This window comes from Ancylobacter polymorphus, from assembly GCF_030813495.1.
In the GTDB taxonomy this organism is placed as follows: Bacteria; Pseudomonadota; Alphaproteobacteria; order Rhizobiales; family Xanthobacteraceae; genus Ancylobacter; species Ancylobacter polymorphus.
This window is the reverse complement of sequence record NZ_JAUSUI010000005.1, coordinates 419,020-436,169: the sequence shown is the minus strand read 5'-3', so window position 1 is coordinate 436,169 and position 17,150 is coordinate 419,020. Positions and strand designations below refer to the sequence as shown.

Sequence of the window (17,150 nt, the reverse complement as noted above, 5' to 3'; positions counted from 1 at the left end):
CGCCCGGCCATGAGGGTGCGCGAAGCGGGCCCTCGCCAGACCTAGCGCAAAGAGGCGCCGACAGGCGCCATTCCAACGATCGGAGCCCCTTATGGCCACACTCATTCTCGGCGCGCTGGGCGGGACGATCGGCGGGGCGCTGTTCGGGCCGGTGGGCGCGCTGGCCGGGCGGGCGCTCGGCGCGCTCGGCGGCTCGGCCATTGACAGCCTGGTGCTGAACCCCGGCCAGCGCACGCAAGGGCCGCGCCTCGCTGAATTCGGTACCATGACCTCCACGGAAGGGGCGGCGCTGCCCCGGCTCTATGGGCGGGCGCGGCTTTCCGGCCAGGTGATCTGGGCGGCGCCGGTGCAGGAGGTGGTGTCCACCCAGACGCAGGCTTCCGGCGGCAAGGGGGGAATGGCCGGCGGCGCCAGCACCACCACCTACAGCTATTTCGGCAGCTTCGCCGTCGGCCTGTGCGAGGGTCCGGTGACGCGGATCGGCCGCATCTGGGCCGATGGAAGGCTGCTCGACACCCGCGCGCTGAATGTGCGGCTGCATCGCGGGGGCGAGGACCAGCTGCCCGATCCGCTGATCGAGGCGCGCGAGCCGGGAGCGCCGGCCTATCGCGGCCTCGCCTATCTCGTCTTCGAGCGCCTGCCGCTCGCCCGCTTCGGCAACCGTCTGCCGCAGATTTCCGTCGAGGTCGAGCGGGCGGTGGGGGCGCTGGAGAATGCGGTGCGGGCGGTGACGCTGATCCCCGGCGCCACCGAATTCGGCTATGAGCCGCGCGAGGTGCTGCGGGTCGACCGGCCGGGCGTCTACCAGCTGGAAAACCGGCATGTCAGCACCCATGCCAGCGATGTTGCCGCGAGCCTCGACCAGTTGCTCGCCGCCTGCCCGAATCTCGAACGGGTGGCGCTGGTCGTCACCTGGTTCGGCACCGATCTGCGCGCCGGCCAGTGCCAGATCCGCCCGGCGGTGGAGCGGCGCAGCAAGCCGACGCAGATCGGCATCTTTCCTCTGGCGTGGCAGGTGGCGGGGCAGACCCGCAGCACGGCGGCGCTGGTGAGCCAGTATGAGGGCAAGCCCGCCTATGGCGGCACGCCCTCCGATTCCAGCGTGATCGCCGCGCTTCAGGCACTGAAGGCGCGCGGGCTCAAAGTGACGCTGAACCCGTTCGTGATGATGGACATTCCCGCCGGCAACACATTGCCCGACCCCTATGCGCCGGGGGCGATGCAGCCGGCCCATCCCTGGCGCGGGCGCATCACCTGCCACCCCGCGCCCGGTGTGGCCGGCTCGCCCGACGGCACGGCGGCGGCGGGGGCGCAGGTGGCGGCGCTGTTCGGCACCGCCACCGCCGCGCAGTTCGGCGCATCGTTCGGCCAGGTCACCTATGCCGGCCCGGCGGAATGGACGCTGCGCCGCATGGTGCTGCACTACGCCAAGCTGGCGCAGCTCGCCGGCGGGGTGGAGGCGATCCTCATCGGTTCGGAAATGGCGGCGCTGACCCGCGTGCGCGCCGCGCCGGGCGTCTACCCCGCCGCCGGCGCCTTCGCCGCGCTGGCGGGCGAGGTGCGGGCGATGCTGGGCCCGGGCACGCAGATCGGCTATGCCGCCGACTGGACGGAATATGGCGCGCATGTGCGCGACGGCGGGGCAGAACTGCGCTTTCCGCTCGACCCGCTCTGGGCCTCCCCGGCGCTCGACTTCATCGGCATCGACTGGTATCCGCCGCTGGCCGACTGGCGCGAGGGCGACGCGCATCTCGACGCCGAGGCGCATGAGAGCGGGCATGACCGCGCCTATCTCGCCGGCAATCTCAACGGTGGCGAGGCGTTCGACTGGTATTACCCGGATGACGCCGCCCGCTCCGCGCAGGCGCGCGCCCCGATCACCGATGGCGCCTATGGCGAGGCGTGGGTGTTTCGCCAAAAGGACCTCGCCGGCTGGTGGAGCCACGCGCATCACGAGCGCGTCGGCGGGGTGCGGCAGGCGAGCGCGACGGCCTGGGTGCCGGGTTCCAAGCCGGTGCGCCTGACCGAGATCGGCTGCCCGGCGGTGGACAAGGGCGCCAACCGGCCGAGCGCCTTTCCCGACCCGAAATCGACGGAGGGCGGGCTGCCGCCCTTTTCCACCGGCGCGCGCGACGACCTGATCCAGCGCCGGCATCTCGAAGTGAGTCTGGCCGGCTTCTCCGCCTCCACGGCGCTGAACCCGCCGGCCCCGGCGCTGCCGGGCGGACGAATGATCGACCCGGCGGCGATCCATCTGTGGAGTTGGGACGCGCGGCCGTTTCCCGTGTTTCCCAATGCCACACATGTGTGGGCGGACGGGGCCAACTGGCAGACCGGCCACTGGCTCACCGGCCGGCTGGGCGCCGCGCCTCTGGCCGAGCTGACGCAGGCGCTGGCGGCGGATTTCGGCGTGCCGGACATTGCGACCGGCGAACTGCGCGGCATCATCGACGGCTATGTCGTCGACCGGCCGATGACGGCGCGGGCGGCGCTGGAGCCGCTGGCGCGGGCCTTTGCCTTCGACCTCGTCGAGCGCGGCGGCGCCCTCGCGCTCGCCCCGCGCGGCGGGCGGGTGCGGGAGGTGCTGACCGATGACGACATCGCCACCGGCGAGGGCATCGCCGCCCCGTCGCTGGTGCGGGCGGCGGAGGGCGAATTGCCGCTCTCGGCCACGCTCGGCTTCATCGACGGCACGAATGATTACCGCCGCGCCACCGCGGTCTCGCGCCGTCTGGCCGGCGCGGCGCGGGCGGAAACCGGCATGGACATCGCCATGGTGGCCGATCCCGGCCTTGCCGCCGGCCTCGCCGACCGGTGGTTGCAGGACACATGGGCGGGGCGCGAGACGCTAAGCCTGACGCTGCCGCCCTCGCGCCTCGCGCTGGAGCCGGGCGATCTGGTGCGGCTGGAACGCGACGGGCGGGCGCGGCTGATGGAGATCGTCTCCATCGAGGAGCGCGGCACCCGCCTCGTCAATGCGCGCAGCATCGACCCGGCGGTGTTCGCCCTCGCGGTGCGCGAGGGGCCGGCGGGCGAGGTCGAACTGCCGGGCGGCGAGGGGCCGGCGCTGGTGCATCTCATCAGCGTGCCGCTGGCGGGTGGGGAGGGCGCGCCGGTGCTGGCCTGGCTCGGCGCCTTCGTCACGCCGTGGCCGGGCAGCCTCACCGTCTGGCGGGCGGTGGATGGCGGCAGCTTCGAGCCGGTGGCGACACTTTCGGCGGCGGCGGTGACCGGGGAAACGCTGGAAGCGCTGCCCGCCGGCCCGCTCTGGCGCTGGCAGCGGGCGAGCCTTGAGGTCGAGCTCGATGGCGGGCTGCTCGCCGGGGCCAGCGCGGAAGCCGTGCTCGGCGGGGCCAATGCGCTGGCGCTGATCGACCCCTCGGGCGCGGTCGAGGTGATCCAGTTCACCGAGGCCGAACTGGTCGGCAGTTCCCGCTGGCGGCTCTCCGGCCTGCTGCGGGGTCAGCTCGGCACCGAGGCGCGGGCGGCGGCGGACTGGCCGGCGGGAACAAGGCTGATGAAGATCGACGCCAATCTGGTGCCGGTCGCGAGCGGGCTCGACATGATCGGCCGCGCCGTCACCTACCGCATCGGCGGGGCCGACCGCGACCATGGCGACGAGGCCGTGACCGAGATCGCCGCCACGCTCGGGCCGGAGGCGCTGCGTCCCTTCGCGCCGGTGCATGCCCGCGCCCGTCGTGGCCCCGCCGGCGTGACACTGAGCTGGACGCGGCGCACGCGTGCGGGCGGCGATTCCTGGGATCTGGTCGAGGTGCCGCTCGGCGAGACCAGCGAGGCCTATGCGGTTGAGATTCTGAGCGGCGACGCCGTGAAGCGCCGCTTCACCGTTTCCGCGCCGGCCGTTCTCTATGCGAGCGCCGACGAGATCGCCGATTTCGGCGCTGCCCAACCTTTTCTCGATGTCCGCATCGCCCAGCTCTCCGCCGAGGTCGGCGCCGGCGCGGCGCTGACCGCGCGGCTGCGCAGCTGATTTCCGTTCTCCCGACAGGAGGCCTTCATGAGCGAGACGACGCCGCTCCTCGCGCTGCCGTTGCTGGCGGCGGCGCAGGCGCAGAAGCATGTGACCCACAACGAGGCGCTGATGCTGCTCGACGCGGCGACGCAGCTCGCCGTGCTCGACCGCACCCGCACCGCCCCGCCCGCCAGCCCGCTGCCGGGCGACCGGCATCTGGTGGCGCCCGGTGCCAGCGGCGCTTTCGCCGGCCATGAGGGCGAGATCGCGCTTTACGATTCCGGCTGGCGCTTCCTCGCCCCGCGTGCGGGCTGGCGCGCCTATGTGGTGAGCGAGGCCCGCAGCCTGCTGTTCGACGGCACCGCCTGGCGCGAGGCGCTGGCATTCACGGCTTCCGGCGCCACCGCCACCCTGCGCATGGCGGAGGAGGAGGTGACGCTCGCGGGGGCCTTCGTCGCCTCGACGCTCCTCATTCCCAGCCGGGCGATCGTCCTTGCCGTGGCCAGCCGCACCGTGGCGGCGGTGACGGGCGCGACCGCCTATGAGGTCGGCATAGCAGGCGAGACCGCGAAATTCGGCGGGCTTCTGAGCATCGCCGCCGGCGCCGGCAATATCGGCGTGATCGGCCCGCAGGCCTTCTATGCCGACACGCCGCTGCGCATCACCGCGCTGGGCGGCAGCTTCACCGGCGGGCGGGTGCGCCTCGTCCTCTCCTATCTCGCCTTCACCCTCTGATCTCCGGGAGCGACCCATGCCCTATGATGCCGCCAAGGACCCCTGGCACCGCCGCGCCCTCTCTCCCGCCGCGCTCGGCCGCGCCGGCGCGCTGGTGACGCCCAACGATGCGACCGACCTGTCGCGTTATGGAAGGCTGCGTGTGTTCGTGCCGGCCACGCTGGCGAACGCAGAAGTCCGCATCCTGCCCGTCGACGCGGCGGATGACGCGCCGCTGACCCTGCCGCTGCCGGCCGGGCAGGTGAGCGTGCTGGAATTCCTGGTGCGGCGGGTGCTGGCGACGGGCACGACCGCCGGGCTCGTCATCCATCGGGTGGACTGAGATGGCGAGCTTCGGATTCAGCCTCGATCTCCGGCGTCGCCGTCGCGCTCACGGGATTGTGGCGCCGCTGGAGGGGTTCGCCGGTCAGCTTTACGCGACCTTCGGGCTGAGCCGGCTGCTCTCCGCCCATGGCGGGCCCTGCCTGCGGGTGCGCCGCGGCAGCGATGGCGGCGAGGCCGATATCGGCTTCACCGGGTCCGGCGCGCTCGACACGGGCGCGCTGCTGGCCTTTGCCGGTGCCGCCAGCGCCTATGCCACGCGGTGGTACGACCAGACGGGGGGCGGCCGCGACGCCGTGCAGACGGCCGGCGCGGCGCAGCCGCGTATCGTCAATGCCGGCGTGCTCGATGTCGGCCCCAATGGCCGCCCCTGCCTGGCCTTCTCCGGCGCGCAGTATCTCGACATCCAGAACTCGGTGGAATTTTCGCGCAACCAGCCTGCACTGACCTATGCCGTCATCGCGCGCATCGCCGGCACGGGCGGCACGCAGGTCCTGCTTTATTACCCCATCACTTCGACGGTGGGCAGTGTTCGCGGCTATATCGGGGGAACGACGATGGCGATCAGTGCCCAGATGCGCACGGCGGACGCAAGTTCGCCCGCCACCTCGACGGCCGCAGTGGCGTCAGGGTCCTGGAACCGCCTCGTCGCGCGTGGCCGCCATATGGAAGGCGCGCTCGACCTTGCGATCAACGGCGCACTGCCGGTGAACAGTGCGTTGACTCCGGCGCAGCGAACGCCGGACACCAATCAGGCCGCCAATATCCGCGTCGGGGCGACCACCTCCGGCGGCGCGTACCTTACGGGTGGCATTGCCGCCCTGGCGCTGGCGCAGTCGGCGCTCGACATGGCGGCGCTCGACGCCGCGCAGGTCCAGGTGATGCTATGAGCGCCATGACCGTCAGCTATCTGGTTTTTCCGACGGCGGCGGCGGCGCTGGCGCGCAGCGAACAGGCGTGGCTCGACAGCGGTTATCAGGCGCGCGGCACGTTTCGCCTGTGGGACGTCGTCGCGCACCCGGTCGACGGGTGGGCGGCGCTACGCCTACCACCGGCGCCGCAGGAGGCGCAGATCGACATGCCGCCGGCGGATTATGAGCGATTGCTCACGGCGCAGGAGCACGCCGCGAAAGTCGAGACGCTGCCCGGCGAGGGTTGGCCTGCCGCGGAAATCTGACGGCTATTCGGCGGCGGGCGTGAAGCGGTGGCCGAGCGCCTTCGGCGTGGACGCCGGGGCGGGGGCCGGCGGGCCGAAAAGCGCAGCCGGCGCGACCGGGCCGGCCTCGCCAAGCGCCGAGGCGCCGGCGGCGGCTTTCACGGCGGCCGTCACCGTCGGCTTGGTAACGATGGTCGGCCGCGCGGTGATTCGACGCTTGGCGCTCTCGACCACGCCGGCGATCTTCTCGAATCGCTTCAGCCGGTCGATCTCGGCATTGAGCCGGTCCAGCTCGTCGCCAATGGCGCGGCAGATGGCGCGGTAGCTCTCGGGGGTCAGACGGTCGCGCATATAGGCCACGCCGCGCTCGGACTCGCTGGCCTTCAGCACCACCGGCGCGACAGCCAGCAACGCTTCCGCCTGCACCTGACCGGAGCTGCGGCGGGCTTCATCGAAAATGCCCCGCAGGTCTTCAACGAGTCGATCTTCTGTTGCCATGCCGTGAGGTGCCCCTTGCCGGTAGCCAGCCATTCTCAAAAAGGGTCTTGGAATCCGGGTATTTTTGCAACCGTGCTCAGGTAGCGAGATCGTTAACATAGCGTTAATCCCCAGAAATCACCCCTAAAATTTTGCAGTGGAGTCATGCATGACCGCGTCGGGCTTCGACGGGGCGCTGAAACGCGTGCTCGTTCATGAGGATGGCTACGCCGACCACCCCGCCGATCCCGGCGGGGCGACCATGCAGGGCATCACCCAGCGCGTCTATGATGGCTGGCGTCGCCGCCATGGCCAGCCCGCGCGCCCGGTGCGGCGCATCGCGCCGGACGAGATGGCGGCGATCTACCGCCGCCAATATTGGGACGCGGTGCGCGCCGACGACCTGCCGGCCGGGCTCGACTATGCGCTGTTCGACGCGGCGGTGAATTCCGGGCCGGCGCAGGCGGCGAAATGGCTGCAGCGCACGCTCGGTGTCACGGCGGACGGTCAGGTGGGCGAGGCGACGCTGGTGGCGCTGGACGGCCGGGCGCCCGCCCAGCTGATCGACGCGCTGTGCGACCGGCGGCTCGCCATGCTGCGCAGCCTGCGCACCTTCCCGACCTTCGGCGCCGGCTGGACCCGCCGCGTCGCCGAGGTGCGGGCGGCGGCCAAGGCGCTGGCCGGCGCGGCGACGCCGGAGCCGGCGCGCGAGACCGGCGGCGCCGCCCGGGCCCGCCCCGCCGATACACGGCTCGCGCGCACCGCCGACGGCGCGGGCGGGCTCATCAGCGGTGCCGGCGTGCTCGGGGCGGTCGTGGCGGAGCAGGCGGACCGCCTCGCCCCGCTGGCCAGCTTCGCCGAACCGCTGAAATGGCTGTTCGCGGCGCTGATGCTGGCCGGGGTGGCGCTGACGTTGCGTGGGGCGCTGGCGCGCATCGGCGCCGGCGAGGTGGCGCCGTGACGGCGCTGCTCGGCCTGCTGGCGAGCCCGCTCGGGCGCGGCGCCGCGCTGCTGTTCGCCGCGCTCGCGCTGGCGGGCGGGATCTATCTCAAGGGCCACCGGGAAGGCCGGGCGGCCTGTATCGCGCAAGGAGAACGGGATGTGCTGGAGACGATCGCGCGCGCGAATGGCGCGCGGGCTGACGCTGATCGGACTAACGCTGATGACCGCCGGCTGCGCGACGACGACACCTTCCGCCGCGACGCGGGGCGCGTGCGGGGCCTTCCGGCCGATCAGCTGGGCGATGGAGGACACTGACCCCACCATCCGCCAGGTGAAGGCGCATAATGCGGTGGGCCGGGAACTGTGCGGCTGGCGGGGGAAGGGGTGACACACCCCACCCCTGACATATGCCCCGCGCGGTGGCATGCTCAGGCCGCCGCGTGCCCCCCGCGCGGCGTGCGTGAGGAAATGCCGTGCGCCTGCTTGTCGTCGAGGACGATCCCGATCTGAACCGCCAGATGCATGAGGCGCTGGTCGAGGCCGGCTATGCCGTCGACCGTGCCTTTGACGGGGAGGAAGGCCACTTCCTCGGCGATACCGAGCCTTATGACGCCGTGGTGCTCGATATCGGCCTGCCGAAGATGGACGGGCTCTCGGTGCTGGAGGCCTGGCGGCGGGCGGGGCGGAAAATGCCGGTGCTGATTCTCACCGCCCGCGACCGCTGGAGCGACAAGGTGCAGGGCTTCGACGCCGGCGCCGACGATTACGTCGCCAAGCCCTTCCACATGGAGGAGGTGCTGGCGCGCATCCGCGCCTTGCTGCGCCGTTCCGCCGGCCATGCCGCCAGCGAACTCACCTGCGGGCCGGTCATGCTCGACACGCGCTCCGGCCGGGTGACGGTGAATGGCCGGCAGGTGAAGCTGACCTCGCATGAGCACCGGCTGCTCGCCTATCTCATGCACCATACCGGGCGCGTCGTGTCGCGCACCGAACTGGTCGAACATCTCTACGACCAGGATTTCGACCGTGATTCCAACACGATCGAGGTCTTTGTCGGCCGCCTGCGCAAGAAGCTGGAGGTGGATGTGATCCAGACCGTGCGCGGGCTCGGCTATCTCCTCGTCGCGCCCGAGGCCATGCGCGAGGCGCCGCGCTGATGCGCACCGGCTCGCTGGCGCTGCGCCTGTTCGTTTCGGCGACGGTGATCAGCGCCGCCGTGCTGGCCGTCACCGGCTTCGCGCTGCATCAGGTCTACCGCGCGGCGGTGGAACGCTCCTTCGACCAGCGGCTCGATGTCTATCTCAAGACCATCGTCGCCGATGTCGCCAATTCGCCCTCCGGCACCATGCCGGAGCCGACGACATTGGGCGACCCGCTGTTCAACTTCCCCATTTCCGGCTGGTACTGGCAGATCACCCGCACCGACGGGCCGGCGGCGCAGGTGAAGACCTCGCGCTCGCTGCCCGAGGGCAAGCTGCCGCTGCTGTTCCAGCGCGAAGGCGAGACCGACGTATCCGGCATGCGCGAGGCCTATGCCGACGGGCCTTCCGGCCAGAGGCTGCGCATTGTCGAGCGCGTGGTCGATCTCGGCGAGGATGGGCGCTACGCGGTGGCGGTGGCGGCGGATGCCGGCGAGATCGAGGAGGAGGTCGCCGCCTTCGACCAGGCGCTGGCGGTGACGCTGGCGATTCTCGGTGGCGCCTTTCTGCTGACGCTGGTGTTTCAGGTGCTGTTCGGCCTGCGCCCGCTCAAGCGCATGCTGGGCGCGCTGCACGAGGTGCGCACCGGCCGTGCCGACCGCATCGAGGGCGACTACCCCGTTGAGATCGCCCCCCTGGCGGCGGAGGTCAACGCGCTGATCGACACCAATCGCGAGATTGTCGAGCGCGCCCGCACCCATGTCGGCAACCTCGCCCATGCGCTGAAGACGCCGATTTCCGTGCTGCAGAACGAGGCGGCGCGGGGTTCTGGCGCGGAGGCCGGGCTCGCCGCCAAGGTGACCGAGCAGGCGCAGGTGATGAAGGACCAGGTGGCGCACCATCTGGAACGCGCCCGCATGGCGGCGCGCGCCTCCGTCGTCACCACGGTGGAGGAGGTCGAGCCCATTGTCGCGCGCATCGCCGCGACGCTGGCCAAGGTCTACCGCGCCAAGGGCGTGGCGGTGGAGGCCGAGGTGGCGGACGGGCTGCGCTTTCGCGGCGAGCGGCAGGATCTGGAGGAGATCCTCGGCAATCTCGTCGACAATGGCTGCAAATGGGCGCGCACGCTGGTGGAGATCGCGGTGGTGGCGGCACCGGGCGCGGCGGGCGAGCGGGATTATTTCGACATCACTATCGACGATGACGGCCCCGGCCTGACGCCGGAGCAGCAGACCGAGGCGCTGAAGCGCGGGAAGCGGCTGGACGAGACGCAGCCCGGTTCCGGGCTCGGCCTGTCTATCGTCGCGGAACTCGTCGGGCTCTATGGTGGGCGGCTCACCCTCGGCCGTTCGCCTTTCGGGGGGCTGCGCTGCGTGGTGCGGCTGCCGGCGGCGTGACGGGGCGAAAGGGGTGACGGGGCCGCGCTTTCGCCCTATTCCTCTCTTCCTTGGTGCGACAGGCGCCGTGCCGAAGCTGGAGGATGTAATTTCATGCGCGCATACCAATTCGTCGCCGTGGGCCTTGTCGCCGGCGCCCTCGCGGGCTGCAGCACCGCGCAGGAAAACCCGAACACCGTGGGCGGCGCGGCCGTCGGTGCGGTGGCGGGCGGCATTATCGGCCAGGTGGTCGGCCACAATACCGCCAGCACGCTCGTCGGCGCGGCGGTGGGTGGCCTGATCGGCGGCTCGATCGGCAATGCGCTCGACCAGGCGGACCGGCAGCGGGCACAGCAGGCCGAAATGCAGGCGCTGGAATATGGCAATCCCGGCGCGCCGGTGAGCTGGCGCGGCGACAGCGGCGCCTATGGCACCATCGTCCCCGGCCCGAGCTATGCGCGCGGCGGCTCGCCCAAGTGCCGCGAATTCACTCACACCATCTATATCAACGGCCAGCCGCAGACCGCGCGCGGCACCGCCTGCCGCAACCCGGACGGCACCTGGTCGCCCGTCTCGGGCTGATCCGCGCGGCGGGGTGACGCAGGCCGGGCGCGCGTGCTCCCGGCCAAAGCGGGCCCGCCGGGCCCGCGTGCTCGCGGCACTGTGAGCCTGCGGCGATCCGACTGAGGGTGTTACGGATTGGCGCCGGGCGTCGGGTCGGCTACCTCAGCGCATTAGAGGAACGCTAATGTTGCTGTGGATCGCCTTCTCGCTGATGACCGGCGCCGCCATTCTGGCGGTGCTGTGGCCGTTGCGCACCGGCGCGGCGGCGCCCGCCGCCAGCACGGCCGAGGCCGATCTCGCGGTCTATCGCGACCAGCTGGCGGAAATCGAGCGCGACCGCGCCGCCGGCCTCATCGCCCCCGCCGAGGGCGAGGCCGCCCGCACCGAAGTGGCACGGCGCATTCTGCGCGCCACCGCCGAGCGGGCCAGCGAGGGAGAGGCTTCGGGGGAAGGCCGCCGCCGGCGCGTCGTCGCCGTGGTGGCGCTGCTCGGCGTGCCGCTGCTGGCCGGCGGGCTGTATCTTTCCCTCGGTTCGCCGCTCTACCCGCCGCAGCCGCTGGCGCAGCGGCTGGAGGCGCAGCCCAACCCGTCCGACATCGCCATTCTCATCCGCAAGGTGGAAAGCCATCTCGAAGCCAACCCGAATGACGGGCGCGGCTATGAGGTGGTGGCGCCGATCTATGCCCGTATCGGCCGGCTCGACGACGCCGCCCGCGCCTGGGCCAACGCCATCCGCCTTCTCGGCCCCAATGCCCAGCGCGAGACCGGCCTCGGCGAGGCGCTGACGGCGCAGGCGGGCGGGGTGGTGACCGCCGAGGCCAAGGCGGCATTCGAGGCGGCGCTGGCCGCCGACCCGCAAGACCCCAAGGCGCAGTATTTCCTCGGCCTCGCCGCCGAGCAGGACGGGCAGAAAGAGCAGGCGGCGGCGCGCTGGAGCGCGCTGGTCGCGCAGTCCCCGCCCGATGCGCCGTGGCTCGGCCTGCTGCGCGAGGCGCTGGCCCGCGTCGGCGCGCCGGTTCCGGTCGCCGCCGGCCCCGGCCCCGGTGCCGCCGATATGGCGGCGGCGGAAAGCCTCACGCCGGAGCAGCGCGAGGCCATGGTGCGCGGCATGGTGGAGCGGCTGGAGGCCCGGCTGGCGCAGCAGGGCGACGATATCGAGGGCTGGCTGCGGCTGATGCGCGCCTGGACCGTGCTCGGCCAGCAGGACAAGGCGAAGACCGCCGCCGGCCAGGCCCGCACCCATTTCGCCAGCGACACGGCGGCGCTCGGCCGCATCGACGCGCTGGCGCGCGAACTCGGGCTGGAGAGCTGACGCCATGACCCGCAAGAAACGCCGCCTCCTCGTCATTTCCGGCGCCGCCGCCGTGCTCGCTTTGTCCGCCGGGCTGGTGCTGTTCGCGCTCAACGACACCATCGTGTTCTTCCGCACCCCGAGCGAGATCGCCGCCGAGGGCACCCGGCCCGGCACGCGGCTGCGGCTCGGCGGGCTGGTGAAGGATGGCAGCGTGCAGCACACGGACGGCACGCATGTACGCTTCGTCATCACCGACCATGGCGCGGATATGAGCGTCGCCTATGTCGGCCTGCTGCCCGATCTGTTTCGCGAGGGGCAGGGGGTGATCGCCGAAGGCGTCATCGCGCCCGATGGCAGCTTTGCCGCCGACAGCGTGCTGGCCAAGCATGACGAGACCTACATGCCCAAGGAAGTCGCCGACGCGCTGAAGAAGCAGGGCGTGTGGAAGGAAGGGGAGGCGACGCAGTGAGCGTTCCCCCGCTCCGCCTCCGGTCGGTGTCATCCCGGGCGCGGCGCAGCCGCGAACCGGGATCGGCTGCCGGTTCCCGTGCCATGATTGGCACGCGATCCCGGATCGCCCTGGCGGCCGTCCGGGATGACAGCTTCACGGGCGAGGCGGCCGCGACGCATAAGGGCCGGCAGGGAAGGGCAAGCGCATGAACCCGGAAATCGGCCATTACGCGCTGGTGCTCTCGCTCGCCGTCGCCATTCTGATGACGGCGATCCCGATCTGGGGCGCGCGCACCGGCGACGCGGCGCTGATGCGCGTCGGTTCGACGCTGGCGCTGGTGTTGGCCGGCTTTGTCGGCCTGTCCTTCGCCACGCTGGTGGTCGCCTATGTGCAGTCGGATTTCTCCGTGCTGAACGTGGTCGAGAACTCGCACTCGGCCAAGCCGCTGCTCTACCGCATCACCGGCACCTGGGGGAACCATGAAGGCTCCATGCTGCTCTGGGTGCTGGTGCTGGCGATCTTCGCCGCGCTCGTGGCGTTGTTCGGCGGCAATCTGCCGGCGCGGCTGAAGGCCAATGTGCTGGGCGTGCAGGGCGCGGTGGCGGTGGCGTTCCTGCTGTTCATCCTGCTCACCTCCAACCCGTTCATAAGGGTGGTGCCGCCGCCGGCGGAGGGGCAGGATCTCAACCCGATCCTGCAGGATATCGGCCTCGCCATCCATCCGCCGCTGCTCTATCTCGGCTATGTCGGCTTCTCCATCACCTTCGCCTTTGCCGTCGCCGCGCTGATCGAGGGGCGGATCGACGCCGCCTGGGCGCGCTGGGTGCGGCCCTGGGCGCTGACCGCCTGGGCGTTCCTGACGCTCGGCATCGCCATGGGGTCCTACTGGGCCTATTACGAGCTCGGCTGGGGGGGCTGGTGGTTCTGGGACCCGGTGGAGAACGCCTCGCTGATGCCGTGGTTCGCCGGCACGGCGCTGATCCACTCCGCCGTGGTGATGGAAAAGCGCGACGCGCTGAAAGTGTGGACGGTGCTGCTCGCCATCCTCGCCTTCTCGCTGTCGCTGCTTGGCACCTTCCTCGTGCGCTCGGGCGTGCTCACCTCGGTGCATGCCTTCGCCACCGATCCCTCGCGCGGCGTGTTCATCCTCGCCATCCTCGTCTTCTTCATCGGCGGCTCTTTGGCGCTCTATGCGCTGCGCGCGCCGATGCTGCGGCAGGGCGGGCTGTTCGCCCCGGTCTCGCGCGAAGGCGCGCTGGTGCTCAACAATCTGCTGCTCACCGCCGCCGCCGCCGCCGTGCTGGTCGGCACGCTCTACCCGCTGGCGCTGGAAGCCTACAACGGCGCCAAGATCACGGTGGGGCCGCCCTATTTCAACCTGACCGTCGGCGCGCTGATGCTCCCCGTCGCCTTCGCCATGCCGTTCGGGCCGCTGCTGGCCTGGAAGCGCGGCGATCTCGCCGGCGCCGCCCAGCGGCTGATGGCGGCGTTTGGCGCCGCCATCGTCATCGCCGCGCTGGCGGCCTATGCGCAGGGCGGCGGCCCGCTGCTGGCGCCCTTCGGCATGGGCCTCGCCGCCTTCGTGGTGATCGGCGCGGTGGCGGAAGTGACGGAGCGCGCCGGCTTCGGCCGGGTGCCGCGGGCGACCGCCTTCGCCCGGCTGCGCGGCCTGCCGCGTTCGGTGTTCGGCGCGGCGCTGGCCCATGCCGGCGTCGGCGTCTGCCTGTTCGGCATCATCGCCGAAACCAGCTGGAACGCCGAGCGCATCACCGGGGTGAAGGTCGGCGGGCGGTTCGAGGTCGGCGGCTATGAGCTGACCCTCGACCGGCTGGAGCCGCGCAACGGGCCGAACTACCGCGATCTCGCAGGCGTGTTCACCATCCGCCGTGGCGGGGTGGACATCGGCACCATCGAATCCTCGAAGCGCCTGTTCACCGCCCGCAACATGCCGACGACGGAATCGGGCATCCGCACCTTCGGCTTCAGCCAGCTCTATGTCAGCCTCGGGGATGAACTGCCCGGCGGCGGGGTGGGCGTGCGCGCCTATTGGAAGCCCTATGTGACGCTGATCTGGATCGGCTCCATCATCATGGCGCTGGGCGGCGCGCTCTCCCTCAGCGACAGGCGCCTGCGCGTCGGCGCGCCGAAGCCGGCGAAGAAGCCGAAGCCGGCGGCCGAGCCGAAGGTGGTGGCAGCGGAATGAGTATCCACACGTCTCCCTCATCCCCGGGCTTGGCCCGGGGATCCAGTCTTGCCGCTGGTGCTCGGGTTCAGGGTCTGGGTCCCCGGGTCAAGCCCGGAGATGAGGGGCGTGCGTGCTGGTGGAGGCTGGCGGTTGCCGCTCTTGTCGGCCTCGCCCTCATGTCCCCCGCCGCCGCCGTGCAGCCGGATGAGGTGCTGCCCGATCCGGCGCAGGAGGCGCGGGCGCGCGAGCTCTCCAAGGAGCTGCGCTGCATGGTGTGCCAGAACCAGTCGATCGACGATTCCGACGCGCCGCTGGCGCGCGACCTGCGCCTGCTCGTGCGCGAGCGCATCGCCCAGGGCGAGAGCAACCAGCAGGTTCTCGACTATCTCGTCGCCCGCTATGGCGAGTTCGTGCTGCTGCGCCCGACCTGGCACGGGGCGAATGTGATCCTCTGGCTGGCGCCCTTCGCGGTGCTGCTGTTCGGCGGGCTCGGCCTCGTCGTCGCCTATCGCCGCCGCGGGGCGCAGGCAGGGGCCAGCGAGGCGCCGGCGGCGGCTCCGCTGTCGGCGGAGGAGGAGGCGCGGCTGCGGGCTGCGCTGGCGGAAGCGCCCGACGACGCCGCACGCGACGTTACGAAAGTTTAACCCGCTCGCCAGACTGCGTTAAGGCGACGGTCTCTAGGTTCTCGTTCAACGCTCCCGGTGGGGAGAGTGATTTGTCGAACGAGGAACGACACATGTCGCGCACCGCGCCCAATCCGACCCGCACCCCTGCCTCCACGCTGCGCAAGAGCCGTTCCCGGCTGCTCGCCGGTGTGTTCACCCTGGCTCTGGCCGGTGGCACCGTCGGCGCCTTCGTGCTGCCCGAGATCATCACCCCCGCCCAGGCGCAGCTGACCACCAACCAGCCCGCCGGCACCTTCTCCTTCGCCGACATCGTCGAGAAGGTCTCCCCCGCCGTCGTCAGCGTGAAGGTGAAGAAGGACGAGGACAAGCTCGCCGCCAATGACGAGGAAGGCATGGGCGGCCAGAACATTCCGCCGCAGATCGAGCGCTTCATGCGCCGCTTCGGCTTCGGCCCGGGTGGCCCCGGCGGCCCGGATATGGGCCCGCGTCGCGGCCCCGGCCATCGCGGCGTCGTCGGCCAGGGTTCCGGCTTCTTCATCTCCGCCGACGGCTATGCGGTGACCAACAACCACGTGGTCGACGGCGCCTCCGAGGTCGACATCACCACCACCGACGGCAAGAGCTACACCGCCAAGGTGATCGGCACCGATCCGCGCACCGACGTTGCGCTGCTCAAGGTGGACGGCAAGTCCGACTTTCCCTGGGTGAAGCTCGCCGGCAAGGCGCCGCGCGTCGGCGACTGGGTGGTCGCGGTCGGCAACCCGTTCGGCCTCGGCGGCACGGTCACGGCGGGCATCGTCTCGGCGCGCGGCCGCGATATCGGCTCGGGCCCCTATGACGACTTCATCCAGATCGACGCGCCGATCAACCGCGGCAATTCCGGCGGCCCGACCTTCAGCCTCGACGGCGAGGTGATCGGCGTCAACACCGCCATCGTCTCCCCCTCGGGCGGCAATGTCGGCATCGCCTTCGCCATTCCCTCCGAGACCGTCTCCGAAGTGGTCGAGGCGCTGAAGGACGGCGGGCAGGTGGCGCGCGGCTATGTCGGCGTGCAGATCCAGCCGGTCAGCGACGAGGTCGCCGAGGCGCTGAACCTCAAGGAAGCCGAGGGCGCCCTCATCGCCCAGGTGCAGCCCGGCACGCCCGGCGAGAAGGCCGGCCTCAAGCCCGGCGACGTGGTGACGGCCATTGACGGCCAGACCGTCAAGGACTCCCGCGAGATGTCGCGCGAGATCGCCCGCAAGAAGCCGGGCGTGACCGTGAAGCTGAGCGTGCTGCGCGACGGCAAGTCGATGACCATTCCGGTCACGCTGGAGCAACTGCCGACCGATGTCGCTTCCGCCGACAAGGGCAAGGCCGAGCAGGGCGAGGAAGACGGCAAGGGCGTTCCGCGCCTCGGCCTGTCGCTCGCCCCGGCCAAGGGCGTCGCCGGCGCCGGTGACATCGGCGTGGTGGTGACCGACGTGGACCCGAACGGCCCGGCGGCCGAGCGCGGCATCAAGGCGGGCGATGTCATTCTCGATGTCGGCGGCAAGCCGGTGATGACCCCCGCCGAAGTTCGCGACGGTCTCGCCACCGCCAAGAAGGACAACCGCAAGGCCGTGCTGATGCGCGTCAAGTCCGAGCAGGGCACGCGGTTCGTGGCCATCTCTCTGGGCGACCAGAAGGGCTGAGCCTAAAGGTTCCGGTTGCGGCTCGTTCCGTCGCCCCTTGGGCTGCGGCCGGTTCGGTGGCGCGGGGAGTCCGGGAGGATTCCCCGCGTCATCTCTTTCAGGGGGCGCCCTGGCGGGATGGCAACGATAGGCGCGAGGCGCGAAATGACGTACATGGAGACGAATTCGAATCGTACCGTTGCTTCCGATTCCGCGCGGGGCCGAGAGGGCCCGTTCATCGACCTCGCGGACTTCCGGA

The 17,150-nt window shown here is 71.2% G+C and carries 16 protein-coding genes; 15 read left to right on the top strand and 1 reads right to left on the bottom strand.

What is annotated here, in order from left to right; all coding sequences use genetic code 11:
• Positions 1-91 precede the first annotated feature (91 nt).
• Genes J2S75_RS13915 through J2S75_RS13895 form a run of 5 tightly spaced genes read left to right on the top strand, consistent with a single transcriptional unit; the run spans position 92 to position 6,206 of the window.
• On the top strand, positions 92-3,991 hold the full coding sequence (locus J2S75_RS13915) for a baseplate multidomain protein megatron (RefSeq protein ID WP_307020468.1): 3,900 nt from the start codon (positions 92-94) through the stop codon (positions 3,989-3,991).
• A gap of 27 nt (positions 3,992-4,018) precedes the next feature.
• On the top strand, positions 4,019-4,708 hold the full coding sequence (locus tag J2S75_RS13910; RefSeq protein WP_307020467.1) for a DUF2793 domain-containing protein: 690 nt from the start codon (positions 4,019-4,021) through the stop codon (positions 4,706-4,708).
• A gap of 16 nt (positions 4,709-4,724) precedes the next feature.
• Positions 4,725-5,030, top strand: coding sequence for a spike base protein, RCAP_Rcc01079 family (locus J2S75_RS13905; RefSeq protein WP_307020466.1), 306 nt, complete (start codon positions 4,725-4,727; stop codon positions 5,028-5,030).
• Position 5,031: 1 nt separating this feature from the next.
• Positions 5,032-5,919, top strand: a complete 888-nt coding sequence (locus J2S75_RS13900) for a LamG-like jellyroll fold domain-containing protein (RefSeq protein ID WP_307020465.1) — start codon at positions 5,032-5,034, stop codon at positions 5,917-5,919.
• A complete protein-coding gene (locus J2S75_RS13895; RefSeq protein WP_307020464.1) occupies positions 5,916-6,206 on the top strand; it encodes a hypothetical protein in 291 nt (96 codons plus the stop codon). Before J2S75_RS13900 ends, J2S75_RS13895 begins: the two co-directional genes overlap by 4 nt.
• A 3-nt stretch (positions 6,207-6,209) precedes the next feature.
• On the opposite strand, the gene J2S75_RS13890 is transcribed toward J2S75_RS13895, so the two are convergent.
• Positions 6,210-6,683, bottom strand: a complete 474-nt coding sequence (locus J2S75_RS13890) for a hypothetical protein (RefSeq protein WP_307020463.1) — start codon at positions 6,681-6,683, stop codon at positions 6,210-6,212.
• A 148-nt stretch (positions 6,684-6,831) separates the two neighbouring features.
• Here J2S75_RS13890 and J2S75_RS13885 point away from each other — a divergent pair, with 148 nt between their 5' ends.
• The 10 genes from J2S75_RS13885 (at position 6,832) to J2S75_RS13840 (ending at position 16,912) form a co-directional block, all read left to right on the top strand.
• A complete protein-coding gene (locus J2S75_RS13885) occupies positions 6,832-7,623 on the top strand; it encodes a glycoside hydrolase family 108 protein (protein ID WP_307020462.1) in 792 nt (263 codons plus the stop codon).
• Positions 7,620-7,919, top strand: coding sequence for a hypothetical protein (locus J2S75_RS13880; protein ID WP_307020461.1), 300 nt, complete (start codon positions 7,620-7,622; stop codon positions 7,917-7,919). Before J2S75_RS13885 ends, J2S75_RS13880 begins: the two co-directional genes overlap by 4 nt.
• 158 nt (positions 7,920-8,077) lie before the next feature.
• Complete coding sequence (locus tag J2S75_RS13875; protein WP_244377831.1) at positions 8,078-8,761, top strand: response regulator transcription factor; 684 nt, start codon at positions 8,078-8,080, stop codon at positions 8,759-8,761.
• The gene (locus J2S75_RS13870; RefSeq protein ID WP_307020460.1) at positions 8,761-10,140 is read left to right on the top strand and encodes an ATP-binding protein; all 1,380 of its coding nucleotides are present in this window, start codon (positions 8,761-8,763) and stop codon (positions 10,138-10,140) included. Before J2S75_RS13875 ends, J2S75_RS13870 begins: the two co-directional genes overlap by 1 nt.
• Before the next feature lie 93 nt (positions 10,141-10,233).
• Positions 10,234-10,701, top strand: a complete 468-nt coding sequence (locus J2S75_RS13865; RefSeq protein ID WP_307020459.1) for an RT0821/Lpp0805 family surface protein — start codon at positions 10,234-10,236, stop codon at positions 10,699-10,701.
• A gap of 166 nt (positions 10,702-10,867) precedes the next feature.
• The gene (ccmI, locus tag J2S75_RS13860) at positions 10,868-11,995 is read left to right on the top strand and encodes a c-type cytochrome biogenesis protein CcmI (RefSeq protein ID WP_307020458.1); all 1,128 of its coding nucleotides are present in this window, start codon (positions 10,868-10,870) and stop codon (positions 11,993-11,995) included.
• 4 nt (positions 11,996-11,999) lie between these two features.
• Entirely contained in the window at positions 12,000-12,446 is a 447-nt protein-coding gene (gene ccmE, locus J2S75_RS13855; RefSeq protein WP_307020457.1) for a cytochrome c maturation protein CcmE, read from the top strand.
• 187 nt (positions 12,447-12,633) lie between these two features.
• A complete protein-coding gene (locus J2S75_RS13850; RefSeq protein WP_307020456.1) occupies positions 12,634-14,631 on the top strand; it encodes a heme lyase CcmF/NrfE family subunit in 1,998 nt (665 codons plus the stop codon).
• A gap of 125 nt (positions 14,632-14,756) precedes the next feature.
• Positions 14,757-15,257, top strand: coding sequence for a cytochrome c-type biogenesis protein (locus J2S75_RS13845; RefSeq protein ID WP_307020580.1), 501 nt, complete (start codon positions 14,757-14,759; stop codon positions 15,255-15,257).
• A gap of 92 nt (positions 15,258-15,349) precedes the next feature.
• Positions 15,350-16,912, top strand: a complete 1,563-nt coding sequence (locus J2S75_RS13840) for a Do family serine endopeptidase (RefSeq protein ID WP_307020455.1) — start codon at positions 15,350-15,352, stop codon at positions 16,910-16,912.
• The last annotated feature ends 238 nt before the right edge of the window (positions 16,913-17,150 follow it).